Below are 24,490 nucleotides of genomic sequence, written 5' to 3'. Positions count from 1 at the left end.
GATCGACAGCACGTGACTGACATCACAAAAGTGGGCGTCGGCGGCCCGCCCGGACCGTCGGCGCCTCTCTCTTCGCACCACCGCACACGGTTGCGAATCGCGACCTGACTCCGAAGTAGCCAAGGGTTGACGGCCGGAAGCGCTGAGTGCCTCCGTGAGCCTCTTGGAGCCCCCATCCGCATATCGGGAGTCGGGGAAGACCGGTTGAGGGCGGCACATGCGGACTCAGGTACCGGCAAACCCCCATCAGTGTCAGTGCTACCGGTAGACTGGAGGCAATCCCGCCCCAATCGTGGGGACCGTCCGGGAAAAGCTGAGCAACGCTGAATCAAGGCTTACCAACGCAACATGCCGCAGCCGCTCCGGCAACCCGCCGACGAGCCTGGCTCGTGCTGTGCCAGAAAGGGCGCTTCGTGGCCGATTCCGGCAACCCCAACGAGAACAACCCGTCCGTCGAGGCCCTGGCTGGAGTCGCCGAGGCCTCAGTCACTGCTTCGTACGACGCCAGTGCCATCACAGTCCTCGAGGGTCTGGACGCGGTCCGCAAGCGACCCGGCATGTACATCGGTTCGACCGGTGAGCGAGGACTGCACCACCTCGTGTACGAGGTCGTCGACAACTCGGTCGACGAGGCGCTGGCCGGCCACGCGGACACCATCGACGTGACCATCCTCGCCGACGGCGGTGTCCGGGTCGTCGACAACGGCCGTGGCATCCCGGTGGGCATCGTGGCCTCCGAGGGCAAGCCGGCCCTCGAAGTCGTGCTGACCGTGCTGCACGCGGGCGGCAAGTTCGGCGGCGGGGGCTACGCGGTCTCCGGCGGTCTGCACGGCGTGGGTGTCTCCGTCGTGAACGCGCTGTCCTCGAAGGTCGCCGTCGAGGTCAGGACCGACGGCCACCGCTGGACGCAGGACTACAAGATGGGCGTCCCCACGGCGCCGCTCGCCAAGCACGAGGCCACCGAGGAGACCGGCACCTCGGTCACCTTCTGGGCCGACCCGGACATCTTCGAGACCACCGACTACTCCTTCGAGACGCTCTCGCGGCGCTTCCAGGAGATGGCGTTCCTCAACAAGGGCCTGCGCATCAACCTCACCGACGAGCGTGAGTCCGCGAAGGCCACCTCCGGGGCGGACGAGGCGGGCGCGGACGAGACCGCCGAGGTCAAGACGGTCAAGTACCACTACGAGGGCGGCATCGTCGACTTCGTGAAGTACCTCAACTCCCGCAAGGGCGAGGCGGTTCACCCCACCGTCATCGACCTGGAGGCCGAGGACAAGGACAGGCAGCTGTCCCTCGAGGTCGCCATGCAGTGGAACGGCGGCTACACGGAGGGCGTGTACTCCTTCGCCAACATCATCCACACCCACGAGGGCGGTACGCACGAAGAGGGCTTCCGGGCCGCGCTGACCTCGCTGATCAACAAGTACGCCCGCGACAAGAGGCTGCTGCGCGAGAAGGACGACAACCTCACCGGTGACGACATCCGCGAGGGCCTGACCGCGATCATCTCGGTCAAGCTGGGCGAGCCCCAGTTCGAGGGCCAGACGAAGACCAAGCTGGGCAACACCGAGGTCAAGACCTTCGTCCAGCGCGTCGTCTACGAGCACCTGAACGACTGGCTGGACCGCAACCCCAACGAGGCCGCGGACATCATCCGCAAGGGCATCGCGGCGGCCACCGCGCGCGTGGCGGCCCGCAAGGCCCGCGACCTGACCCGCCGCAAGGGCCTGCTGGAGACCGCGTCCCTGCCGGGCAAGCTCTCCGACTGCCAGTCGAACGACCCCACCAAGTGCGAGATCTTCATCGTCGAGGGTGACTCCGCCGGCGGCTCGGCCAAGTCCGGCCGGAACCCGCAGTACCAGGCGATCCTCCCGATCCGCGGCAAGATCCTCAACGTCGAGAAGGCACGCATCGACCGCATCCTGCAGAACCAGGAGATCCAGGCGATGATCTCCGCGTTCGGCACGGGTGTGCACGAGGACTTCGACATCGAGAAGCTCCGCTATCACAAGATCATCCTGATGGCGGACGCCGACGTCGACGGCCAGCACATCAACACCCTGCTGCTGACCTTCCTGTTCCGCTTCATGCGGCCCCTGGTCGAGGCCGGGCACGTGTACCTCTCCCGCCCGCCGCTCTACAAGATCAAGTGGGGCAAGGACGACTTCGAGTACGCGTACTCCGACCGCGAGCGCGACGCCCTGATCGAGATGGGCCGCAACGCCGGTAAGCGCATCCGCGAGGACTCGGTGCAGCGCTTCAAGGGTCTCGGCGAGATGAACGCCGAGGAGCTGCGCATCACGACCATGGACCAGGAGCACCGCGTCCTCGGCCAGGTCACCCTCGACGACGCCGCCCAGGCCGACGACCTGTTCTCGGTCCTCATGGGCGAGGACGTCGAGGCCCGCCGCGCGTTCATCCAGCGCAACGCCAAGGACGTCCGCTTCCTCGACATCTGAGTCGGTCTCAGCTGACCGCACCAGGAAGGACCTTCACCAGCAATGACCGACGAGAACACTCCCGTGACGACGCCCGAGGGTGACGCCCTGGCCATGCGCGTCGAGCCCGTCGGGCTCGAGACGGAGATGCAGCGCTCGTATCTCGACTACGCGATGTCCGTCATCGTCTCGCGTGCGCTGCCGGACGTCCGTGACGGCCTCAAGCCCGTCCACCGCCGCGTGCTCTACGCCATGTACGACGGCGGCTACCGCCCCGAGCGCGGCTTCTACAAGTGCGCCCGCGTCGTCGGCGACGTCATGGGCAACTACCACCCGCACGGCGACTCCTCCATCTACGACGCGCTGGTCCGCCTCGCGCAGCCGTGGTCGATGCGCATGCCGCTCGTGGACTCCAACGGCAACTTCGGCTCCCCGGGCAACGACCCGGCCGCGGCGATGCGGTACACCGAGTGCAAGATGGCGCCGCTGTCGATGGAGATGGTCCGTGACATCGACGAGGAGACCGTCGACTTCACGGACAACTACGACGGCCGCTCCCAGGAGCCGACCGTCCTGCCGGCCCGCTTCCCGAACCTGCTGATCAACGGCTCGGCAGGGATCGCGGTCGGCATGGCGACCAACATCCCGCCGCACAACCTGCGCGAGGTCGCCTCCGGCGCCCAGTGGTACCTGGAGAACCCCGAGGCCTCCCACGAGGAGCTGCTGGACGCGCTCATCGAGCGCATCAAGGGCCCGGACTTCCCGACCGGCGCGCTGGTCGTCGGCCGCCGGGGCATCGAGGAGGCCTACCGCACCGGCCGCGGCTCGATCACCATGCGCGCGGTCGTCGAGGTCGAGGAGATCCAGAACCGCCAGTGCCTGGTGGTCACCGAACTGCCGTACCAGGTCAACCCGGACAACCTCGCCCAGAAGATTGCCGACCTGGTCAAGGACGGCAAGATCGGCGGCATCGCGGACGTCCGCGACGAGACGTCGTCCCGCACGGGCCAGCGGCTCGTCATCGTGCTCAAGAGGGACGCGGTCGCCAAGGTCGTCCTCAACAACCTCTACAAGCACACGGACCTGCAGACGAACTTCGGCGCCAACATGCTGGCGCTCGTGGACGGCGTGCCGCGCACGCTCTCGCTCGACGCGTTCATCCGCCACTGGGTGACGCACCAGATCGAGGTCATTGTCCGCCGTACGAAGTTCCGCCTGCGCAAGGCCGAGGAGCGGGCGCACATCCTGCGCGGTCTGCTGAAGGCCCTGGACGCCATCGACGAGGTCATCGCGCTGATCCGGCGCAGCGACACCGTCGAGATCGCCCGCGGGGGCCTGATGAGCCTCCTGGAGATCGACGAGATCCAGGCCAACGCCATCCTCGAGATGCAGCTGCGCCGACTGGCCGCCCTGGAGCGTCAGAAGATCGTCCAGGAGCACGACGAACTCCAGGCGAAGATCAACGAGTACAACGAGATCCTGGCCTCCCCGGTCCGTCAGCGGGGCATCGTCAGCGCGGAGCTGACCGCGATCGTCGAGAAGTACGGCGACGACCGCAAGACCAAGCTGATCCCGTACGAGGGCGACATGTCCATCGAGGACCTGATCGCCGAGGAGGACATCGTCGTCACGGTCACCCGGGGCGGCTACATCAAGCGCACCAAGACCGACGACTACCGCGCCCAGAAGCGCGGCGGCAAGGGCGTCCGCGGCACGAAGCTCAAGGAAGACGACATCGTCGACCACTTCTTCGTGTCCACGACGCACCACTGGCTGCTGTTCTTCACGAACAAGGGCCGCGTCTACCGCGTCAAGGGCTACGAGCTGCCCGACGCCGGCCGGGACGCGCGCGGTCAGCACGTCGCGAACCTGCTCGCCTTCCAGCCCGACGAGGCGATCGCCGAGATCCTGGCGATCCGCGACTACGAGGCGGTTCCGTACCTCGTTCTCGCCACCAAGGCCGGACTTGTGAAGAAGACGCCTCTGAAGGATTACGATTCGCCGCGTTCCGGCGGTGTGATCGCGATCAACCTCCGTTCCATGGAGGACGGTTCGGACGACGAACTGATCGGAGCCGAACTGGTCTCGTCGGACGACGATCTGCTTCTGATCAGCAAAAAGGCACAGTCGATCAGGTTCACCGCTTCGGACGAAACCCTGCGCCCCATGGGCCGTGCCACCTCGGGTGTCAAGGGCATGAGCTTCCGCGAGGGCGACGAGCTGCTCTCGATGAATGTTGTTCGACCCGGTACGTTCGTGTTCACTGCCACCGACGGCGGGTACGCGAAGCGGACCAACGTCGACGAGTACCGCGTCCAGGGTCGCGGCGGCCTCGGCATCAAGGCCGCCAAGATCGTGGAGGACCGTGGATCTCTCGTCGGCGCGCTGGTGGTCGAGGAGACGGACGAGATCCTCGCCATCACGCTGGGCGGCGGTGTGATTCGTACGCGAGTCAACGAGATCAGGGAAACCGGCCGTGACACCATGGGCGTCCAACTGATCAATCTGGGCAAGCGCGATGCCGTCGTCGGTATCGCACGCAACGCCGAGGCGGGACGCGAGGCGGAGGAGGTCGACGGCGACGTGGTCGTCGACGAGACCGCCGAAGGTGCCGCGACCACCGGCACGGACGAGGGTGAGGCGCCCTCGGCCGAGTAGCACGAGGAGTGAGTCAGCGTGAGCGGAGCCACGGGCGCCGGACCGACCGGTACCTCGAAGGGTACGGACACGGACGACGGCGGCCGTGGCTCCGCCGCGCGTGCGGCGGATCCGCACACGACCAACCTGAAGGCGATCAAGTCCCCGACCAAGGACGCGTCCTCGCCTGACAGGAATGAATCACAGGGGGGAACTGTGACGGACACCAGAGGTCCGCAGACCCAGCAGCACACGGCTGGAGCGGGCCCGTCCGCATCCGGCGCCCAGCCGCAGCCCGAGCCGGCCGCGCAGGAGAAGGGCACCGCCGCGCAGACGGCGTCCCCCCTGCCGGGGGAACGGCAGGCTCAGCAGCAGACCGGGCCGTACCACCCGCCCCAGGCCTACCCGGCGCAGCCGGCGGCGGCCGGTGCCGGAGCGGGTGCCGCCGCTGCCGTACGGCGTCCGCGCACAGGTGCGCGCACCACGCCGCGCGTCCGCAAGGCCCGTCTGCGGGTGGCCAAGGCCGACCCGTGGTCGGTGATGAAGGTCAGCTTCCTGCTCTCCATCGCCCTGGGCATCTGCACGATCGTGGCGGCCGCCGTGCTGTGGATGGTGATGGACGCGATGGGCGTCTTCTCCACGGTCGGCGGCACGATCTCCGAGGCGACCGGCTCCAACGAGTCGAACGGCTTCGACCTCCAGGCCTTCCTGTCGCTGCCCAACGTCCTGATGTTCACGTCGGTCATCGCGGTCATCGACGTCGTCCTGGCGACGGCCCTCGCGACGCTCGGCGCCTTCATCTACAACCTGTCCGCGGGCTTCGTGGGCGGTGTGGAGCTGACGCTCGCCGAGGACGAGTGACGTCCTTGACGTTGTCCCGACAACCGATTTTGGGACTGCCCATGTCGTGCGCTAATCTTCAGGAGTCAGCGCGCGGGACACACCCCGCAGAGCGCGGCGGGGCTATAGCTCAGTTGGTTAGAGCGCATCCCTGATAAGGATGAGGCCACAGGTTCAAATCCTGTTAGCCCCACCAGCGAAAAGACCCCCGGTCCTCTGGACCGGGGGTCTTTTGACACCAGCGGTTGACACCAACCGTTGGGGCCGCGTCAGAAGACGTGCAGGGGGCACCGTTCGTCGGCCGCCAGGTGAACGTCTCCCTCCCAGACGTAGAAGCCGCCGTCCAGCCAGCCTGAGCCTCCACAGGCGCAGTCGGTGGGGTCGAGGGAGAGCCGCAGGCTCACGGTGTAGTGGGCTCCCTCGGGCGTCTCGCTGGCGCGGTGGGAACCGAGGGAGCAGGAGCAGGGGACTGACTTTCCAGGCTTCCCGGTCACGGAACCATCATCGATGGTGACGTAGCTCCCGGAACAGGTCGGGCAGGGCTCTTCTGCGATGATGAGAGCGGATCGATTCGACATGGCTTCGACTCCTTCGAATCGGACGAGGCCGCGCCCGGTGCCGACGGGTGCGGCCTAACTTTCAGTGCTCCGCGTTCTTGCCCCAACGGGCCACGGTCGCGCGGGAGATCCCGGTGAGTTCGGCGACGCGGCGGGTGGGGACGCCAGCTCTGATGGCTTCAAGGACCAAAGGGCGGAGCTGGGTGTCCAGCCGCTCCAACTCGGTTGCGAGGCGGACACGCTCTTTGCCTGGCTCTACGAGCTGTCGTACGGCCTTTGCCCGAGCGTCTTCGGGGGTGCTCGCGGGAGCGACCGATTCAGGGGCTTGGACGGTACGGGGCGGTCCCTGCACGGCCTTGGACCGTTGCTGATTTCGACGGGTGGACATGTCTCCATGCTGCCGATACGTCTCACGTGAGACAAGCAGTCACGACCAAGACGCATATGCCAACTTGGGACGCCAGGAAAGCCCCAGCTCAGAGACTTTGCGTGATCCTGAACAGGCCATGAGGCATGAGAGCTGTTACAGATTTCTCTACCTCATCAAGCCCCGGCTGCGCTCCGCTCCGCCGGGCGCGCTTCCCGGCTCCGCTCCGGGCGCCGCTCCTGCCTTCGGCCCGCTCCGCCCGCGCTGCGCCGACGCGCGCCCACTGGTGGATAGGGCCGGTGGCCATGAGGCGAGCACCGCATGGAGCGGCCTGCGGTCAAGACAATGCCTCCGGCGGGGGATCGGCCGGCACCGGGATGGAGGGGGCGCCGTTCCCGACTGCGGGTCCGTAGTGGCGTGCGCGGGGAGCTCCCATCCCGTCCACCGCCGACCCAGGCAGAGCCGAGCAGACGCGGTCCATGGCGTCCAGGTCGTTCGTACAGTGGCGCGCTCCACCTGGACGCCATGGACCACGCCCGCTCCACGGTGTGTGGGTCGACGGCGGACGGGATGGGAGCTGGGGAGGGTAGTAGTCGCGGTGGGACTTCGCCGCAGGTCGCAGCGCTAGACGTCGGTGCGTAACGCCTGTCTGGCAGTCTCCTGAAACACTCTGATCTGGGCCCTTTTATCGTCGGCTGCCGCTCTGAACCGGGCTTGCTGATCTCCATGTACTGAACCAGTCCTGATAGAGTCGCGTGCCCACTCGGTGCAAATGACATGCCAGGCCCTCATGGCATCGTGTAGCAACTCGGCTTTGGCCGCGACCGTGGTAGGGCCCATCATGCACACGCGCGACGCCGTAGCACTAAGGTCCACCCAGCCTTGGTGAATCTCGATCAGGCAGTCCCGCCAGGCATCGGGTGAGGCCCCAGGTGCCGTCAGCTCGTCAAAGAGCTTCCACAACATGCCATTGAGTGCGCGGACTGCCGATATGTAGGCGGTGTAAGCCTCGATACGAGCATCGTGCACCCGCCTTGATCGCTCTTCTAAGAGCTGTTCACGCTGGTGTCGTCTCTGACCGTTGACCGATATCCATCCACCGCCCAGACCGCCGAGAGCTCCGACAACGGCTCCGAAAACCCCCACCACAGATGCATCCATAAGCGATTTATGGGCTACTTCAGCCACTCATAATCTCGCGATTCTGCCTGTCGGGAGCGTCACTGCAGGAAGAGTGGACTTGGTAAATCTGTCAAGCCTGCCTACGGCCGCTGACACCAACGACTGACACCAACACCTGCGGCCACCGGCGGTCGCCGCTGCACTCCTACGGACGGTCTGCCGAGGACCATGGCCGGTTGATCGACGTCCCAACGCCCTCTGATCGACCTGATAAGGATGAGGCCACAGGTTCAAATCCTGTTAGCCCCACCAGCGACAAGGCCCCCAGTCGAATGCGACTGGGGGCCTTTTTCGGCATTCATGAGGCTCCTGTGACGCCTGTGGACGTTCCAACGCTTCTGGAGTGAGGCCGGTCGGCCTCCGAGAGTCATTCCCTTGGGGGGAACCTTGACGAGAAGTACCATGCCCAGACGCGTCCTGGCCCGGACGGTGGGCGTTGTCGCCGCACTGGCCGTCGCACTCGCTGTCGCCCCGCTGGCGGGCACCGCGCAGGCCTACAGCGCGGCGTCGGGAACGCTGAGCTTCAGCGGCGACGCGGGTGAGCCCATATCCGGCGGTCAGTCGTACGCGTACACGGCCGGCGCGGTCCAGATGTTCGACGTCCAGGGCAGCACGGACGGGAACAGCCTGACCGTCGCGGTAGACGCCGAGCAGGGCACGCTCTGGCGGCTCATCGTCGCCGCCCCCGATGGCCAGAAGCTGACCGAGGGCACCACGTACACCGGGGCGAAGCAGTGGCCCGACGCCCAGCCGGAGGATCCGGAACTGGTGTTCAGCGGGACCGACAACGGGACCGAGAAGTGGTGCAACACCAACTCCGGTTCCTTCACCATCGAGCACATCGCTTTCGGCCCCTACGGTTACGTCAGCGAGCTCGATGCCACCTTCGAGCAGTACTGCAACGGCTCGACGGTGCCTCTGCGCGGTGCGGTGCACGCGGTCATGCCCGAACCTCCGGCCGAACTCGCCCTGGGGATGACCGTCGACCCCGAGGGCACGGCGGAGGTTCCGGAGGGGCGGATCACCGTCGGCGGCACCGTGACGTGCAACAAGCCCGCGAGCGTCTCGCTCGCCGGCCAGGTCTTCCAGATACAGAAGAAGGGGACGCCGGGCGCGTCCTACCAGACGACCGTGGCCTGCACCCCGGGTGCGCCCGTCCCGTGGTCGGTCAGCCTGACCAGCCAGGAGCCGGGCACCTCGTTCCAGCCCGGGACCGCGACGATGCGCAGCAGGGCCCGAGCGGATGACCGGGACTACCCGGTGACGGCCGACACCGGACAGCAGGAGACCCAGATCACGCTCTCCAAGAGCTGATCTCCCTTGAGGGCTGCCTCTTGAGGGCTGAGCCTCATGAAAAAAGGCCCGGCGGCTCCGAGGAGCCGCCGGGCCTGTACGCAGGTCGCCGGGAGGTGCCGGTGCTATCAGCGCTGCAGCGGAGTGAGATGGTCCGCTGGATCGCCGACGGCGTCGGTGTGGTCGTCGGTGCAGTCGGCGGTGGGTGCCGCCGTCGTGTCCGCGAGCGTCCGGTGGCGGCAACTGGGGGACTTGCCGTGGGCCTCGGCGTGGATGCGCTGTTTCATCGTGGGGGGCAGGGCCTTGGCGTAGGACAAGGACCAGGGGGCGGCCGTCGCCGGTGCCGTCCGCTGCTGCGGGATGAGCGCGCTGTTGCGCTTCTGCTCGGTCTGCGGTACCGCCGCGGCGGCGGTCGTGGTGATGAATCCGAGCGTCGTGCACAGCGCGAGGAAGGCGGTGACGATGGCAGTCCAGAGCTTCATGACCTTGTTCCGGGCCATAACCCCTCACTTTCGGGTCGGGCGATTTGCGTACTTTCCTCATGATGTGTATGAGGGCCGAGAAGTGGTGGACCGACGCTCGTGGCGCGTCGTTGTTCAGATGAACACCACTCGGATGGGTGCAAGAAGGGCGAAAAGGTGAGAAAAAGGGAGAAGAGCGGTCGAAGTAACCGTCCGTCGGCGTGTGATCACTCTCCGGTGGGAGCGACGGACTCCGCTTCTATCGCGGTTCCCCGGAGGGGAGTTGAGGTCCGACTCAGGTCACCGATCGGTATCGGTCGGTGTGTATAGTCGGGCGCCAGAGGTCCCCTACGTCAACGAAAGACGAGGTCGCGCGGTGAAGAAGCTTCTCCTGGTCGCACTGGCCGCCATCGGCGGGCTCCTCGTGTACCGCCAGATCCAGGCGGATCGCGCCGAGCAGGATCTGTGGACGGAGGCGACTGACTCCGTGCCCACGGGTTCGTGAGTCACGACATCCCATACCGAACACACCCCGGCCGCCTCGCGGTCGGGGTTTTGTGTGTGAGGATTCACGGCGGTTCTGCGTTCCGGTGACGTGAGGGGTGGCGCGTGAGGGGACGGTGTCGTACGGCGTGGGGGCGTGCGGGCGCGTGGCGCGGTCGTCGTCCGTCGGTGGTCGTGCGCCTGGGTGCCGTGGCGGTGGTGCTGGGTACGACGGCTGCCGTGGTGCCCGGGCAGGCCGCGGCCGCCGCCGGGGCGTCCGGCACGGCACAGTCGCCGAGCCCGTACGCCTTCGCCGATGACGCCCGGAGTGTCAAGGGGGCGAGGAGTACCGCCGACGCCGTGGCGCTGACGCCCGGCACGGCCTACAAGAGCTCCCTCCCGAGCAGCGGCAAGGTCAACTACCGCCTCGAGCTCGACGCCACGTCGAACGCGTACGTCTCCGTCACCGCCGTCCCCTCCCCCGGCAGCACCGTCTCCGTCATCGACGGGATCAAGGTGTCCGTGCAGGACGACGACGGCACCCCCTGTTCCGACGAGAGAGCGAGCTTCGGCGCTGCCCGCAGTCCGCACCCGATCGCGGCGTGGGGCCGACGCGAGATCTCGCCCACCAAGCCGCTGTGCCGGGAGGCCGGGACCTACTACGTGACCGTCGAGCGCGTCGACCCGAAAGGCGAGGGCTCCTCGCCCGGCGCCTGGGACCTGGAACTCGTCGCCATGACGGAGCCCCGGACGGCGAAGACCGGGCCCACCAGCGCACCCGAGGTGTGGAACTCCGCCTCGCCCCAGCCGCTCCAGGGGGAGGCCGAGGACCGCCGGGGCGGTGCGGGGTTCACCGGGGCGACCCCGCTGGACCAGGGGGTCTGGCGGGACGACATCCGGCCCGGCCAGACGCTCTTCTACGAGGTGCCGGTCGACTGGGGCCAGCAGCTCCAGGTCACCGCCGACCTGGGCAGCTCGGCCTCCGGCGGCACCGGCTACACGCCCGACGCGCTGGACCTGGACCTGTACAACCCGGCGCGCGGCCCCGTCGCCGACGTGGGCGTCGGCTACAACGGCGGCCAGAAGTCCGGCAGCCTGCCTCCCCTGCCACCCGTCGACCACGCCAACCGCAACGCCGCCATCGGCCAGATCGGGGCGATGCGCTTCGCCGGCTCCTACTACCTCGTCGCACACCTCGCCGAGAGCGTCGCCGACACCTTCGGGGACGGGCCGTTCCCGATGACACTGCGGGTCAAGGTGAGCGGTCAGGCGCGCAGCGGGCCCGCATACGTGGGGGAGTCCGAGCCGAAGGGCGTCTTCGAGGTCTCGGAGCAGGACCGGGAGGCGGCGGCCGAGGGTGTGGCCGGGGGTGACGACACCGCGATGCGGGTCGTCGCCGTGGGCGGCATCGGCACCGGGAGCGCGCTGCTGGTGGGGCTCGGCGTGTGGACCGTGGTGGCTCGGCGGAGGAACGCCGGGTAGGTCCGGCAGGGGAGCCGTGCGTGCGCCCGGGCTGGTGCTCGCGGGCGCTCAGATGCGGGTCAGGGCCCAGAACCCCACGGCGTAGCAGGCCAGGGCGAGGAGCAGGAGCGGGACCGCGACCTTGGCCGGGGGGCCTGGGCGACGGGCAGGGCGCTGTGCTCGGTGCCGCGAAGTGCCCTGGCCGGTCGGAGTCCCTTGTCCGGACGGTGGGGTTTGCGGGGCCGGGGTCAGCGAGGTGTGCGCGGTGTACGAGGCTGTGGAGGTGCTGGTGGGCTGCTGTGTTGCGGGAGGCAGCGGCTGACCGGGATAGCCCGCGTGGTTCGGGTAGGCCGGAGGGAGCGGCTGGGACGGGTGCAGCGGGTGCGTGGGGTCGTAGGGGGAGTAGAGAGCGTGTGAGGCCTGTGCCTGTGCGTCGTGGCCCGGCGTGGGGGAGTCGGTGCCGGTGACCTGGGGCGGTGGCAGGTGGAAGCTGCCGGTGTCCGACATGGCGGCCGGCGGAGCAGGGCTGGCCGGCGGGGCGATGTCCTGCCCGTGGCCGGGCTGTACGACCGCTGCGCCCGAGTCGGACCAGGCGTCGCCGTTGCCGGACGCGTCGTGGCCCCGCCGCGACGCCGACGCGCCCGTTCCCGAGGGGGCCTGGGCGTCCTGCCGGGGCCGCTCCCCGGCCGCCGGATGGGACCGCTCCTGGTCGGCCGCCGGACCGGACCTCTCCTCGTCCGTCGCGGGGCTGGCCGGTTCGTCCTGTCCCGGTCGCAGACCCCGAGCTCTCTCCAGCGGGCCGTTCGGCCCGAACCCCGGGGGAAGCGGACCGATCTGGTCGAAGATCTCGATCAGCTCGTCGTCCGGGCCGGGCTCGGGGAGGAGCTCCGCCGCGGCGGCGAGCGCCTTGCGCGCCCCCGTGGCCGTACGGAACCGGGCCTGCGGGTCCGGCTGGAGCAGCGTGGCCACCACCTGCCACAGCGGCTCAGGAATGCCCTTGGGCGCGCCGGGCGTCCCGTGCTCGGCGAAGTACTGGATGAGCGCCTTGCTGTCCGGCTTGGCGCCCTCCAGCAGATACAGCGCGACCAGGCCCACGGCGAACAGGTCGGCGGGGAAGTCCGGCTCCGCGCCCATCATCTGCTCGGGCGCGAGGTACCCGGGCGTCCCCACGACGAGGTTGGTCTCCGTCAGGCGGGGCTCGCCCAGCCGCATCGCGATGCCGAAGTCGGACAGCCGCAGCCGCGGCCGGCCTGTACCGGTGGCTTCCAGCAGGATGTTGGCGGGTTTGACGTCGCGGTGCACGACGTCCTCCGCGTGCACCGCGGCCAGCCCCGCCAGCAGCTGGTCGAGCAGCGTGCAGACGAAGGCAGGCGGCAGCGGACCGTAGTCGCCGATGAGGTGGACCAGTGAGCCGCCCGCGACGAGGTCCATGGTGAACAGGACCTTGTCGTCGTCGGCGGCCCAGCTGGTGGGGGCGAGCACATGGGGGTGATCGATCCGCAGGGCTTGTTCGCGGACGAAGCGCAGCAGCGAGTGCGCGTCGCTCTGGAGCAGGACCTTGGCGGCCACATAGCGGCGGCGGCGGTGGTCCCAGGCGCGCCAGACGGCGCCGACCCCTCCGCGTCCGATCGGGTCGACCAGTTCGTACCGGCCGGCGAACACCTCACCCATGGCTGTACGTCGCTCCTCCCCCTGTGGTCTCCCCCCTTGCTTCCCCCTCGACGAGCGTTACGACTCCCCGATGGGCGAAACGTGTCCCCCGTGTCCCCCGTGACTCCCCCGATGAGCGATACACGTCCCCCTCGCGTCGCACGGTCCCCCGTACGGCCCACGCCCCCTCGTGTCCGCCCGTACCGTGACGCACCCCCCGTCACTTCACCCGAAGACCGGTGCCGAACCCCCTTCGGCGGCCGGGTTGCGGGGTCAGTTCTGGTGGGACTGGTAGTGCGCGACCGCGTCCGAGGTACGGCCGGCGCCGTACACACGGAGGAACTCTGCCAGTTCCGGGTGGGTCGGGGCGAGGGTCTCCGCGGCGTCGATGATGTCGCCCGCCGCCGCGACCGAGCGCAGCAGCGACTGGATCTCCCGGACGACGCGCTTGACCGTGGGCGCCCCCGAACTGCTGGTTGTCTGCGTGGTGTTGCTGAGCACTGAGCCCCCCTGTGACTTCTTGATCTCCTCCATGCGCTCGGTGGCCTCGGCCGCGCTCACGCTGCCGTCCGCGACCTGCCCCGCCAGGTCCTGCAGCAGCTGCACTCGCTGCACCACAGCGGGATTGCCGATCTTCGCCCGCTGACCGCTCATCAGCTGCGACAGCATCGGTGCGGACAGTCCCAGAACCCCCGCGAGACGAGCCTGGTTGAGACCAAGATCGTCGATGAGCCTACGGAAGAGCGCCCCCAGCGGCTCCCCGTACCAGTTCCGCTGCAGTTCCCGCGCTCTTGCGGTGGCTTCCTGCTGTGCGGCGTCCATTGCGTCTCCCCATCGCTTCCCCAAGTACGGCGGTTCGCGGTAGCGAACCACGCCGAGCATCTTACGGAGAGTGGTCGGCGACGGGGACCCCCAATCCTTTTGCGGAATCATGGGGGTGACCCGGTACTCTGGTCTCCGACGCCCGCCGGGACAAGATTTTCTCCGGGCGGACGTTCCTCTTCCGGGGCCTTAGCTCAGTTGGTAGAGCGCTGTCTTTGCATGGCAGATGTCAGGGGTTCGACTCCCCTAGGCTCCACTCTCGGAAGCCCTCCGAACTGCGGAAACGTGGTTCGGGGGGCTTTTGTTTCACGTGAAACAGCACGGCGGGGCGGGAGACTCACAAGGCTCTCAAGACTGAGCCCCAAGTCTCCCGCCCCGCCGTGCTGTTGATCCGGTGGCTGTGCCGTGGGGTCGATCCGGCGGCCGTCAGGAACGGTCGTCGCGCCGGGCGGCCTCGTCCTCGGCCTGCTTCGCCTCGACCTCCGGGTCCAGAGCGGACTCACCACTGCCGTCCACCGAGGTCAGACGGCCCGACTCGGGAACCTCCGTCGCGGCGGGCGGCTCCACCAGCCAGTCCGGGTTGGCCTGCTTGTCCCACCACTTCCAGGCCGCGAAGGCACCGCCGGCGAGGGCACCAAGAACGACCAGCGTCTTCATGGCCCGGCCGGCCCTCGCCCGCCGTTCCTGCTTGCGGATCAGCTTCTGGACCTCCTTCGACGAGACCTGACCCCGCAGCGCGGCCATCGCGGCCACACTCCGGGCAGCGGCCTCCGTCGTGACGGGCACGGCCGCGGCCACAGCCTGCTCAAGCCTGGGCCTCGAGTACTCCGCCGCCTGCCGGGCGGCCTTGCGCGTGCGGACGGCGGCCTCGTGGGCGGCCTGGTCGACCTTCGGCGGCACATGCGTCCGGGCCTGCTCCAGATACGGCTGCACATGGGCGCCGTACTGGACGCGTGCCTGCCCGGCGGCCTGCGTCACCTTGGGCGCTAGCCGTACGCGTGCCTCGTGTGCGTAGTGCGCGGCCCTGTCCTTGGCCGTGTCGGCGTAGGGCGCCACCACTTCCGCGGCGTGCAGCACGCTGTCCTTCGCCGAACCAGTCGCGGCGCGCACGCTGTCGATGCGGGTCACGGGTTCCTCCTCCTCGGTGGCGTACGGTATTTCGACTTTCCACCCTTTTACGGATCATGCCTCCCGGAGCACCGCCAGGCATGCGCGGGCGGGCATCCGGGTCACGGGAGCCGGCTCCGGGCCTTCTCCGGTCGGAACCCGATCAAGAGCGGACCGAGCGCTGATCGGGAGCCGATCACATGCAATAGCGGATGAATACGGTTCAACAGGAGCTTGTCGTCGACAATGCCACGGATCGCCGCCGAACGCCCCCGCCCCGGGACTACTCGACTGCTTTTCTGCAAGCGATCGACCCGGTTTACCTCCGGTGAACCGAGGTCGGGCGACGCGGAGCCCCGTCCATGCGAGGATCAGGGAGTCACAGAAAGACAACGGAAGGCAGATCGTGGCTGAGCAGCTCTACGCCACCCTGAAGACCAACCACGGCGACATCGAAGTCCGGCTTCTGCCGAACCACGCCCCCAAGACGGTCAAGAACTTCGTCGAGCTCGCCCAGGGCGAGCGGGAGTGGACCCACCCGGAGACGGGACAGAAGTCCACGGACAGGCTCTACGACGGCACGGTCTTCCACCGGGTGATCAGTGGCTTCATGATCCAGGGCGGTGACCCGCTGGGCAACGGCACCGGCGGTCCCGGCTACCAGTTCGAGGACGAGTTCCACCCGGACCTGCGCTTCGACAAGCCCTACCTGCTGGCGATGGCCAACGCCGGCCCGGGCACCAACGGCTCGCAGTTCTTCATCACCGTCTCCCCGACGGCGTGGCTGAACCGCAAGCACACCATCTTCGGCGAGGTCACCGACGCGGCCAGCCAGAAGGTCGTGGACACCATCGCCACGGCCCAGACGAACCCGCGCACCGACCGCCCGCTCAACGACGTGGTCATCGAGTCGGTCGTCATCGAGACCCGCTGAGACCCGCCGAGTGCTGAAGCCCTCGCAGGGAACCATTCGCCCCGCTCGTCCGTAAAGATGAGCGGGGCGGGCTTTTCTCATCACGACCGAGGGGATCTCATGGACGACCAGGCTGCGGGCAGCTCGCAGGACGCCCACAGCGTCCCCATGTGCTACCGCCACCCGGACCGCGAGACCGGCATCCGCTGCACCCGCTGCGAGCGCCCGATCTGCCCCGAGTGCATGGTCAACGCCTCCGTCGGCTTCCAGTGCCCCGAGTGCGTCCGCACCGGCTCAGGCACCGGCCACGCGCCCACGGCCGCCATGCCCCGGACGATCGCCGGCGGCGCCATCAGCGCCGATCCCCGCCTGCTGACCAAGATCCTCATCGGGATCAACCTGGCCGTGTTCATCGCCATCCAGGCCCATGAGGCGCTCGCGACCGACCTCGCCCTGGTCGGCGCCTGGCCGCCCGCGCCTTTCACGCCCACGCAGGGCGTGGCGGGAGGCGAGTGGTACCGCATGGTGACGTCGATGTTCACGCACCAGGAGATCTGGCACATCGCGTTCAACATGCTCAGCCTGTGGTGGCTCGGTGGCCCGCTCGAAGCGGCTCTCGGCCGTGTGCGCTATCTCGCGCTGTACTTCGTCTCCGGACTCGCGGGCAGCACCCTGGCCTATCTGCTGGCCTCACCGAACACGGCGACGCTGGGCGCCTCCGGCGCGATCTTCGGCCTGTTCGGCGCCACGGCCGTGCTGATGCGCCAGCGCAATTACGACATGCGGCCCATCATCGCGCTGCTGGTGATCAACCTGATCTTCACCTTCAGCCCGGGCTTCAACATCTCCTGGCAGGCCCACATCGGCGGTCTCGTCGCCGGTGCCGTCGTCGGGTACGCCATGGTCCACGCCCCGCGCGAGCGACGTGCCCTCATCCAGTACGGCACATGTGCGCTGGTCCTCGCCGTGATCGTCCTGTTGACCCTGTTGAGAACGGCCCAGCTCAGCTGAGCGCGAGCGTTGTCCACAGCGGGTGGCGGATCTTGTGCACAGTGTGCGGGAACACTTGTGCCCCCTGTCGCTGACCCGCTTTTCCGCAGGTCAGGCAGGGGGCGAACAAGTTTTCGAGTTCCGGTACTTCCGTCATACCGGCGTCAACACTCAACGAGTTATCCACAGATCGTCGTTTCTTTTCCACCTGTGGAAAACCGCTGTGGATAACTCACTGAACAGCCCTGGGCAGAGCTGCGTTCACCTTCCGGTGACCGCTACTTCCACTGGGTGGACACACCGAATCCGGCGGCGATGAAGCCGAAGCCGACCACGATGTTCCAGTTGCCCAGCGAGTCGATGGGCAGCGACCCGTCGGTGACGTAGAAGACGACGATCCAGGCCAGGCCGATGAGGAACATGGCCAACATGACGGGCGCGACCCAGGCACGGCTGTTCAGCTTGATAGCGGTCGCCTGCTTCGCGGGCGGCGGCGTGTAGTCGGCCTTCTTGCGGATACGTGACTTCGGCACGAGGGTCTCTCCTGTCGATGCGCTGCGTGGCCGCGCAGGTAACTGGGTCGGTCTCGGGGCAGCGTAAGGGGACTCTGAGTGCTCCCCCGGGCGTCCGTTAGCGTAGTGCTTCCGTGGCGCCGAAGGAGATAAGGGTACGTTGAGCAATTCTGCCGACTCCCCCGGGACGGGATCCAGCCCTGAGCGCGCGCGCCGTTTCCGGCCCGTGCGGATCCTCACGGCGGCCGTCTTCGCTCTCGCGGGACTCATCTTCTTCACCAGCTTCAACACCGCCAAGGGCACCAATATCCGCACGGACACCTCGCTGCTGAAGCTGTCCGATCTCATCCAGGAGCGCAGCCGCGAGAACGGCGAGCTGGACGAGACCAACGGAACCCTCCGCAAGGAGATAGAGGCGCTCGCCGAGCGGGACGACGGCAGCACCAAGGCGGAGGACGACAAGCTCGCCGCCCTGGAGAAGCGCGCGGGCACGCAGAAGCTCAAGGGCGAGTCGCTCTCGGTCACACTCAACGACGCCCCGCCGGACGCCACCGCCAAGCTGCCCGGCTATCCCGAGCCGCAGCCCGACTACCTGGTCATCCACCAGCAGGACCTCCAGGCCGTGGTGAACGCGCTGTGGCAGGGCGGGGCCAAGGGCATCAAGGTCATGGACCAGCGGCTGATCTCCACCAGCGCGGTGCGCTGCGTGGGCAACACCCTGATCCTCCAGGGCCGCGTCTACTCACCGCCGTACAAGATCACGGCGGTCGGTGACCCGGACAAGCTCCAGAAGGCGCTCGCGGCGTCCCCGGCGATCCAGAACTACATGGTCTACGTCAACGTCTACGGGCTCGGCTGGAAAGTCGAGGAGAACGGGCCGGTGACTCTTCCCGGCTACTCGGGCACAGTGGATCTGCACTACGCGAAGCCTGTGGAGTAGCAGCCTGGCCGGGGGAGCCGCCGGTGCGTGTGATCGTCAGGACCGTCAGCGAACTGTGCATCACCGTCGGCAGCGTGATCGTGCTGTTCGTCGTCTACGTGCTCTTCTGGACCGGCGTGCAGGCCGACGACGTCATGGACGACCAGATCCAGCTGCTCCAGGAGCAGTGGGCGAAGTCGAGCGTGCCTCCCACGGCGGCCGGCTCCTCCACCGGGAACACCGCGAGCCCTCCGAAACCCGCGCCCTACGCCAAGGGCAAGCCTTTCGCGATCATGTACATCCCGCGTCTTGGTTTCACGTGGAACAAGCCGGTGCTCGAAGGGACGGCGACCGGCACTCTGAAGAAGGGCCTGGGCCACTACGCGGAGACCGCCCAGCTCGGCCAGAAGGGGAACTTCGCGGTCGCCGGCCACCGCCGCACCTACGGCGATCCCTTCAAGGACTTTCCCCAGCTGAGGCGGGGTGACGCCGTGGTGCTGACCGACGGCACGACCTGGTTCACGTATCGGATCGACAAAGGCCCGTACAAAACAGTGCCCTCCGACATCGAGGTGATCGACCCTGTCCCACGTACATCCGGGTACACGCGTTCGGGCCGCTATCTGACGCTGACCACGTGTGAACCGGAGTGGGGACACAGTCATCGGCTGATCGTCTGGGCGCACCTGGACTCCACACAGCCTGTGGAGGCAGGGAAACCTGAGGCGTTGCGCCGTTAGTCTGGTGGCTGTACGGCGTGGGTCTGGTGCCGTGGTACGACGGAAGGGACGGCATGTACGGCTGGATCTGGCGGCATCTGCCGGGGAACACGTGGGTGAAGGCGCTGATCTCACTCGCCCTGGTCGTGGCCGTGGTCTACGTCCTCTTCCAGTACGTCTTCCCGTGGGCGGAACCGCTGCTGCCCTTCAACGATGTGACGGTGGACAACCAGTGAGCGCGCGCATTCTCGTCGTGGACAACTACGACAGCTTCGTCTTCAACCTGGTCCAGTACCTGTACCAGCTGGGCGCCGAGTGCGAGGTCCTGCGCAACGACGAGGTGTCGACGGCGCACGCCCAGGACGGCTTCGACGGTGTCCTGCTCTCCCCGGGCCCGGGCACGCCGGAGGAGGCGGGCGTCTGTGTCGACATGGTCCGGCACTGTGCCGCCACGGGCGTCCCGGTCTTCGGTGTCTGCCTCGGCATGCAGTCGATGCAGGTGGCGTACGGCGGGGTCGTGGACCGCGCGCCCGAGTTGCTGCACGGCAAGACTTCGCCGGTCGAGCACACGGGCCGGGGTGTCTTCGCCGGCCTGCCCTCGCCCTTCACGGCGACGCGCTACCACTCGCTGGCCGCCGAGCCCGCGACGGTCCCGGCCGAGCTGGAGGTGACGGCCCGGACGCACGACGGGATCGTCATGGGTCTGAGGCACCGCGAACTTCCGGTCGAGGGCGTGCAGTTCCACCCCGAGTCGGTGCTGACCGAGCACGGGCACCTGATGCTGGCCAACTGGCTGGTGGAGTGCGGGGACCAGGGCGCGGTGGCGAGGTCGGCCGGGCTCGCCCCGGTGGTGGGCAGGGCCACGGCGTGACGGCGCTGCGCCCCGAGCGCGAGTCCGACACCTCGTACGGGCAGCAGTCGTACGGGGTGCCGGGTGCGTTCGAGGACTGGTCGGGTGGAGGGGCGTACGGTGCCTCTCCACGGCCGGAACCGCAGCCGCAGCCGCAGTCACCGCCGTACATGTCAGAGCCGGAGCCACAGCCGTACCCGGCGTCGTACGAGCCCGTCCCGGACGAGCCGTATCTGCCTCCGGCCGACGAGGAGACGGTGGCGCTGCGGATACCGGATCCGCCGCCCGCGGCCGGTGACCCCGTATCCGGCTCTCCGGGCTCTTCCGCGACACGGCCCGACGGACCCGCCCACGGCGGCCGTGCGGCCCGCAGAAAGGCCGCCAAGCGCCGTCACGGGCGTCATGGCGGCGCTTCGGAGGCCCGCTCGGCGCAGGAATCGGGCCAGGACGCTGGGCGCTCGGCGCGGGAGGAGCGGCGGGCGCCGCTGTCGCGGGTCGAGGCGCGTCGGCAGGCGCGGGCGCGCAAGCCGGGTCCGGCGGTGGTGGCCAGCCGGGCGATCGGCGAGGTGTTCATCACCACCGGTGTGCTGATGCTGCTGTTCGTCACGTACCAGCTGTGGTGGACGAACGTGCGGGCGCACGCGCAGGCCGGCAAGGAGGCCAGCAGCCTCCAGGACGACTGGGCGAACGGCAAGCGCAACCCGGGGGTCTTCGAGCCGGGTCAGGGCTTCGCCATCCTGCACATCCCGAAGCTGGACGTGGTGGTGCCGATCGCCGAGGGCACGAGCAGCAAGGGCGTTCTGGACCGGGGCATGGTCGGTCACTACGCCGAGGGCGCGCTGAAGACGGCGATGCCCGGTGACAAGACCGGGAACTTCGGGCTCGCGGGCCACCGCAACACCCACGGAGAACCGTTCCGGTACATCAACAAGCTCACTCCGGGCGATCCGATCGTCGTGGAGACGCAGGACAAGTACTACGTCTACAAGATGGCGTCGATCCTGCCGGTCACGTCGCCCAGCAACACGAGCGTTCTGAATCCCGTCCCCCCGGGGTCGGGATTCACCGAGCCCGGCCGCTACATCACGCTGACCACGTGCACGCCGGAGTTCACCAGCAAGTACCGGATGATCGTCTGGGGCAAGATGGTCGAGGAACGGCCGCGCAGCAAGGGCAAGCCGGATGCGCTCGTCAGTTAAGGGCAGATGACCAGTGGCAGCGACCACCGACACGGAGCACGAAGAGCACACCGGCGCGGCGGCGTCCCGGCCGTCCGCGGCCCGGCGCCGTCCCGGGCCGATCGCCATGGCGGTGAGCGTCTTCGGGGAACTCCTCATCACCGCGGGCCTGGTGCTGGGCCTGTTCGTCGCCTACTCGCTCTGGTGGACGAACGTGGTTGCCGACCGCGCGGCCGGGAAGCAGGCGGACAAGGTCCGTGACGACTGGGCTCACGGCCGGGGCGGCCCCGGTGCGCTGGACACCAAGAACGGCATCGGCTTCCTGCACGTGCCGGCGATGAAGAACGGCGAGGTCCTGGTCGAGAAGGGCACGTCGAACAAGATCCTCAACGATGGTGTCGCCGGGTACTACACCGATCCCGTCAAGGCGGTCCTGCCGATGTCGGGCAAGACCGGCAACTTCTCCCTCGCGGCCCACCGGGACGGTCACGGCGCCAAGTTCCACAACATCGACAAGATCAAGAAGGGCGACCCGATCGTCTTCGAGACGAAGGACAAGTGGTACGTCTACAAGGTCTACGACATCCTTCCCGAGACCTCGAAGTTCAACGTGAAGGTCCTCTCGCAGGTCCCGAAGGAGTCCGGCAGGAAGAAGCCGGGCCACTACATCACGCTGACGACCTGCACGCCGGTGTACACGAGCACGTACCGGTACATCGTGTGGGGCGAGCTGGAGCGGGTCGAGAAGGTGAACGCGGACCGGACGCCGCCGAAGGAACTGCGCTCCTAGCGCACTGCGGGACTGGCGACGCCACCGCACGGCAGAGCGACGCCACCGCACAGCAGAGCCCCGGCGCCCTGTGGAGGGTGCCGGGGCTCTGCCGTCAGACGGGTGCGGCCTGGCCGGTCAGACCCTGGCCGGCCAGTCGTCCTAGTCGCTGCCGTTGAGGCCGCCGAAGATGCCGCCGTTGCCGCCGCCGCCGTTGTTGTTGCCGCCGTTGTTGCCGAGGCCGACGGTCTGCAGAGTGATCGTCGTCCCTGCCGGGTCGTCGACCTCCTGGTTACCTTGCGGGTCCTGGCCGGCGACGATGGCGGTGTCGCTCTGGTCGCTGCCGCCCGCGAACTGGATGTTGGTGAAGCCGGCCGCCGCCAGGATCTGCTTGGCCTGGCCGACGTTCTGGCCGACGACCTGGGGCACGCGCGTCTTCTGCTGTTCCTTCTTCTTGCCGATCTGGATGTTGACCGACGAGTTCTTGTCGACCGACGTGCCGGCCTGCGGCGTGGTCTGGATGACCTTGCCGACCTGGTTGTCGTCGTCGGTCTCCACCTCGGTGCAGTTGCCGACCAGGTTGCTGGCCTGCATCTGCTGCTTGGCCTGGTCGCAGCTCTGGCCGAGGACGTCCGGGACGGTGGACTTCTCCGCCTCCTTGGCGACGGTGAGGGTGATGGTGGTGCCCTTCTCCACCTCCTCGCCCAGTTCCGGGTTCTGCTCGAGCACGGTGCCGGGGTCCTCCGTGGACTCCTTCGACTTCGTCTCGACCACGAACTCGTACTTGTCGTCCTCCAGCTTCGCCTTGGCCTCGTCCAGGGTGTCGCCCACGACGCTCGGTACCGCCACCTTCGGCGCCCCGGTCGACACCACCAGGGAGATGGTGTCGCCCTTCTGGACGTCCGTTCCGGCCTTCGGGTCCTGGTCGCAGATGTTGCCCTTGGTCTGGTTCTCGCAGGGCTTCTTGGAGAAGGTCAGTTTCAGGTCGGCGTTGTCGGCCAGCTTCCGGGCGTTCTGCTGGGTCTCACCGACGAAGTTGGGCGCGGCGAGCGTGTCGTCGCTCGCGCCTCCGTTGCCGCTGAACGCCCACCGCCCGATCAGGATCGCTCCGACCAGCACCAGGATGCCCGCCACCACGAGCAGGATCGTCGAGGTGTTGGACTTGCGCTGCTGCTGGCGGCGCCGGTCGGGGCGGTCGTCATAGCCGTAACCGCCGTCGTCCGGGCTCATCGGGGGCAGCATCGACGTGGCGCCCGCGCCGGAGTCCGCGCGCAGGGCCGTCGTCGGCTGGTCGTCGGGGTAGCCGCCGTAGCCCACCGAGCCCATCGCGGCCGTGGCCGCGACCGGCTGGCCGTCGAGGCACGCCTCGATGTCGGCGCGCATCTCGTCGGCCGACTGGTAGCGGTAGTCCGGGTCCTTGACCAGTGCCTTCAGGACGATCGCGTCCATCTCGGGCGTGATCTCGGGGTCGAAGACCGACGGGGCCTGCGCCTCTTCACGCACGTGCTGGTACGCGACGGCGACCGGGGAGTCGCCGACGAAGGGGGGCCGCACCGTGAGGAGTTCGTAGAGCAGACAGCCGGTGGAGTAGAGGTCCGACCTCGCGTCGACCTGCTCGCCCTTCGCCTGCTCCGGCGAGAGGTACTGGGCCGTGCCGATGACCGCCGCGGTCTGCGTCATGGTCATGCCGGAGTCGCCCATGGCGCGGGCGATGCCGAAGTCCATCACCTTGACCTGGCCGTTGCGCGTCAGCATGACGTTCGCGGGCTTGATGTCGCGGTGGACGATCCCGTTGCGGTGAGCGTACTCCAGGCCCTGGAGGATGCCGATGGTCATCTCCATGGCACGCTCCGGCAGCAGCTTGCGGCCGGAGTGGAGCAGCTCGCGGAGCGTCGAGCCGTCTACGTACTCCATGACGATGTACGGGATCGAGACCCCGTCGATGTAGTCCTCGCCCGTGTCGTAGACCGCGACGATCGCGGGATGGTTGAGCGAGGCGGCCGACTGGGCCTCCCGGCGGAACCGGGCCTGGAAGGAAGGGTCACGCGCGAGATCCGCGCGCAGCGTCTTCACCGCCACGGTGCGGCCGAGGCGGGTGTCATGCGCGAGGTAGACCTCCGCCATGCCACCACGCCCGAGCACCTGGCCCAGTTCGTACCGGCCGCCGAGGCGACGCGGCTCTTCCATAGCTACCTACCAGCCCTCTCCGTCGGTCCCGACCGGAAGCTTGTACGGTCGAGGCTGCCGTCCGGGCCTACCGTACCCGGCTCGCTTTGTGTGACCTGGCCAAGCCCGTCAGCCGATACAGGACCGGTATCGCAACGTGCACCGATGTGAAG

At 68.1% G+C, this 24,490-nt stretch carries 21 protein-coding genes and 2 tRNA genes; 16 read left to right on the top strand and 7 right to left on the bottom strand.

The window, feature by feature from the left end:
- Nucleotides 1-413 precede the first annotated feature (413 nt).
- The 4 genes from gyrB to MQE23_RS22420 all read left to right on the top strand — a co-directional run bounded on the left by gyrB (nucleotide 414) and on the right by MQE23_RS22420 (nucleotide 6,114).
- A complete protein-coding gene (gene gyrB, locus MQE23_RS22435; RefSeq protein WP_020273096.1) occupies nucleotides 414-2,462 on the top strand; it encodes a DNA topoisomerase (ATP-hydrolyzing) subunit B in 2,049 nt (682 codons plus the stop codon).
- Between the two features lie 42 nt (nucleotides 2,463-2,504).
- Nucleotides 2,505-5,099, top strand: a complete 2,595-nt coding sequence (gyrA, locus tag MQE23_RS22430) for a DNA gyrase subunit A (protein ID WP_020273097.1) — start codon at nucleotides 2,505-2,507, stop codon at nucleotides 5,097-5,099.
- A gap of 18 nt (nucleotides 5,100-5,117) precedes the next feature.
- Complete coding sequence (locus MQE23_RS22425; RefSeq protein ID WP_243380057.1) at nucleotides 5,118-5,939, top strand: DUF3566 domain-containing protein; 822 nt, start codon at nucleotides 5,118-5,120, stop codon at nucleotides 5,937-5,939.
- A gap of 98 nt (nucleotides 5,940-6,037) precedes the next feature.
- Nucleotides 6,038-6,114 (top strand) — tRNA-Ile (locus MQE23_RS22420).
- Between the two features lie 73 nt (nucleotides 6,115-6,187).
- Here the strand turns inward: MQE23_RS22420 and MQE23_RS22415 are convergent.
- On the bottom strand, nucleotides 6,188-6,412 hold the full coding sequence (locus MQE23_RS22415) for a hypothetical protein (RefSeq protein WP_243380056.1): 225 nt from the start codon (nucleotides 6,410-6,412) through the stop codon (nucleotides 6,188-6,190).
- A 2,014-nt stretch (nucleotides 6,413-8,426) separates the two neighbouring features.
- On the opposite strand from MQE23_RS22415, the gene MQE23_RS22410 reads away from it, so the two are divergent.
- On the top strand, nucleotides 8,427-9,338 hold the full coding sequence (locus tag MQE23_RS22410) for a hypothetical protein (RefSeq protein WP_020273100.1): 912 nt from the start codon (nucleotides 8,427-8,429) through the stop codon (nucleotides 9,336-9,338).
- Between the two features lie 107 nt (nucleotides 9,339-9,445).
- Here MQE23_RS22410 and MQE23_RS22405 read toward each other — a convergent pair whose 3' ends face one another.
- On the bottom strand, nucleotides 9,446-9,817 hold the full coding sequence (locus tag MQE23_RS22405; RefSeq protein WP_020273101.1) for a DUF6344 domain-containing protein: 372 nt from the start codon (nucleotides 9,815-9,817) through the stop codon (nucleotides 9,446-9,448).
- Nucleotides 9,818-10,154: 337 nt separating this feature from the next.
- Between MQE23_RS22405 and MQE23_RS22400 the strand changes: the two genes are divergently transcribed.
- A complete protein-coding gene (locus tag MQE23_RS22400; protein ID WP_003999697.1) occupies nucleotides 10,155-10,283 on the top strand; it encodes a DLW-39 family protein in 129 nt (42 codons plus the stop codon).
- Nucleotides 10,284-10,450: 167 nt separating this feature from the next.
- Nucleotides 10,451-11,743 carry a hypothetical protein gene (locus tag MQE23_RS22395; RefSeq protein WP_020273102.1) on the top strand — a complete coding sequence of 431 codons (1,293 nt, stop codon included), beginning with the start codon at nucleotides 10,451-10,453 and terminating at the stop codon, nucleotides 11,741-11,743.
- Nucleotides 11,744-11,791: 48 nt separating this feature from the next.
- Here MQE23_RS22395 and MQE23_RS22390 read toward each other — a convergent pair whose 3' ends face one another.
- Nucleotides 11,792-13,393 (bottom strand): serine/threonine-protein kinase, encoded by a 1,602-nt coding sequence (locus MQE23_RS22390; RefSeq protein WP_243380054.1) that lies wholly within the window; start codon nucleotides 13,391-13,393, stop codon nucleotides 11,792-11,794.
- A 252-nt stretch (nucleotides 13,394-13,645) separates the two neighbouring features.
- Nucleotides 13,646-14,194, bottom strand: a complete 549-nt coding sequence (locus MQE23_RS22385; RefSeq protein WP_243380052.1) for a DNA-binding protein — start codon at nucleotides 14,192-14,194, stop codon at nucleotides 13,646-13,648.
- A 183-nt stretch (nucleotides 14,195-14,377) separates the two neighbouring features.
- Here MQE23_RS22385 and MQE23_RS22380 point away from each other — a divergent pair.
- A tRNA-Ala gene (locus MQE23_RS22380) sits at nucleotides 14,378-14,450 on the top strand.
- Between the two features lie 170 nt (nucleotides 14,451-14,620).
- Here MQE23_RS22380 and MQE23_RS22375 read toward each other — a convergent pair.
- Entirely contained in the window at nucleotides 14,621-15,322 is a 702-nt protein-coding gene (locus MQE23_RS22375) for a DUF5324 family protein (protein WP_020273117.1), read from the bottom strand.
- Nucleotides 15,323-15,707: 385 nt separating this feature from the next.
- Here MQE23_RS22375 and MQE23_RS22370 point away from each other — a divergent pair, with 385 nt between their 5' ends.
- Nucleotides 15,708-16,235, top strand: coding sequence for a peptidylprolyl isomerase (locus MQE23_RS22370; protein ID WP_020273116.1), 528 nt, complete (start codon nucleotides 15,708-15,710; stop codon nucleotides 16,233-16,235).
- Between the two features lie 99 nt (nucleotides 16,236-16,334).
- A complete protein-coding gene (locus MQE23_RS22365; protein ID WP_243380050.1) occupies nucleotides 16,335-17,225 on the top strand; it encodes a rhomboid family intramembrane serine protease in 891 nt (296 codons plus the stop codon).
- 257 nt (nucleotides 17,226-17,482) lie between these two features.
- On the opposite strand, the gene crgA is transcribed toward MQE23_RS22365, so the two are convergent.
- Nucleotides 17,483-17,737: a cell division protein CrgA gene (gene crgA / locus MQE23_RS22360; protein ID WP_010032600.1), complete on the bottom strand. Its 255-nt coding sequence runs from the start codon at nucleotides 17,735-17,737 to the stop codon at nucleotides 17,483-17,485.
- Nucleotides 17,738-17,876: 139 nt separating this feature from the next.
- Here crgA and MQE23_RS22355 point away from each other — a divergent pair, with 139 nt between their 5' ends.
- Genes MQE23_RS22355 through MQE23_RS22330 form a run of 6 tightly spaced genes read left to right on the top strand, consistent with a single transcriptional unit; the run spans nucleotide 17,877 to nucleotide 22,172 of the window.
- Nucleotides 17,877-18,656: a DUF881 domain-containing protein gene (locus MQE23_RS22355; RefSeq protein WP_037669645.1), complete on the top strand. Its 780-nt coding sequence runs from the start codon at nucleotides 17,877-17,879 to the stop codon at nucleotides 18,654-18,656.
- Between the two features lie 23 nt (nucleotides 18,657-18,679).
- Complete coding sequence (locus MQE23_RS22350; protein WP_037669643.1) at nucleotides 18,680-19,375, top strand: class E sortase; 696 nt, start codon at nucleotides 18,680-18,682, stop codon at nucleotides 19,373-19,375.
- A 17-nt stretch (nucleotides 19,376-19,392) separates the two neighbouring features.
- Nucleotides 19,393-19,590, top strand: coding sequence for a hypothetical protein (locus MQE23_RS22345; protein WP_020273112.1), 198 nt, complete (start codon nucleotides 19,393-19,395; stop codon nucleotides 19,588-19,590).
- The gene (locus MQE23_RS22340) at nucleotides 19,587-20,225 is read left to right on the top strand and encodes an aminodeoxychorismate/anthranilate synthase component II (RefSeq protein WP_020273111.1); all 639 of its coding nucleotides are present in this window, start codon (nucleotides 19,587-19,589) and stop codon (nucleotides 20,223-20,225) included. The genes MQE23_RS22345 and MQE23_RS22340 overlap by 4 nt, the downstream gene beginning before the upstream one ends.
- A complete protein-coding gene (locus tag MQE23_RS22335; RefSeq protein WP_020273110.1) occupies nucleotides 20,222-21,403 on the top strand; it encodes a class E sortase in 1,182 nt (393 codons plus the stop codon). The genes MQE23_RS22340 and MQE23_RS22335 overlap by 4 nt, the downstream gene beginning before the upstream one ends.
- A 13-nt stretch (nucleotides 21,404-21,416) precedes the next feature.
- The gene (locus tag MQE23_RS22330) at nucleotides 21,417-22,172 is read left to right on the top strand and encodes a class E sortase (protein WP_243380049.1); all 756 of its coding nucleotides are present in this window, start codon (nucleotides 21,417-21,419) and stop codon (nucleotides 22,170-22,172) included.
- 141 nt (nucleotides 22,173-22,313) lie between these two features.
- On the opposite strand, the gene pknB is transcribed toward MQE23_RS22330, so the two are convergent.
- Nucleotides 22,314-24,338, bottom strand: coding sequence for a Stk1 family PASTA domain-containing Ser/Thr kinase (pknB, locus tag MQE23_RS22325; RefSeq protein WP_020273108.1), 2,025 nt, complete (start codon nucleotides 24,336-24,338; stop codon nucleotides 22,314-22,316).
- Between the last annotated feature and the right edge of the window lie 152 nt (nucleotides 24,339-24,490).

It is taken from the genome of Streptomyces sp. HP-A2021, from assembly GCF_022807935.1.
Classification (GTDB): domain Bacteria; phylum Actinomycetota; class Actinomycetes; order Streptomycetales; family Streptomycetaceae; genus Streptomyces; species Streptomyces afghaniensis.
Note: the sequence above shows the minus strand (reverse complement) of the source record. Positions and strands in the feature narration are given on the sequence as shown.

Excerpts from the sequence above, each read along its gene's own strand:
- gyrA (WP_020273097.1), top strand. The coding sequence starts at position 2,505 with ATGACCGACGAGAACACTCCCGTGACGACGCCCGAGGGTGACGCCCTG.
- MQE23_RS22410 (WP_020273100.1), top strand. The coding sequence starts at position 8,427 with ATGCCCAGACGCGTCCTGGCCCGGACGGTGGGCGTTGTCGCCGCACTG.
- MQE23_RS22405 (WP_020273101.1), bottom strand. The coding sequence starts at position 9,817 with ATGGCCCGGAACAAGGTCATGAAGCTCTGGACTGCCATCGTCACCGCC.
- MQE23_RS22390 (WP_243380054.1), bottom strand. The coding sequence starts at position 13,393 with ATGGGTGAGGTGTTCGCCGGCCGGTACGAACTGGTCGACCCGATCGGA.
- MQE23_RS22385 (WP_243380052.1), bottom strand. The coding sequence starts at position 14,194 with ATGGACGCCGCACAGCAGGAAGCCACCGCAAGAGCGCGGGAACTGCAG.
- MQE23_RS22365 (WP_243380050.1), top strand. The coding sequence starts at position 16,335 with ATGGACGACCAGGCTGCGGGCAGCTCGCAGGACGCCCACAGCGTCCCC.
- pknB (WP_020273108.1), bottom strand. The coding sequence starts at position 24,338 with ATGGAAGAGCCGCGTCGCCTCGGCGGCCGGTACGAACTGGGCCAGGTG.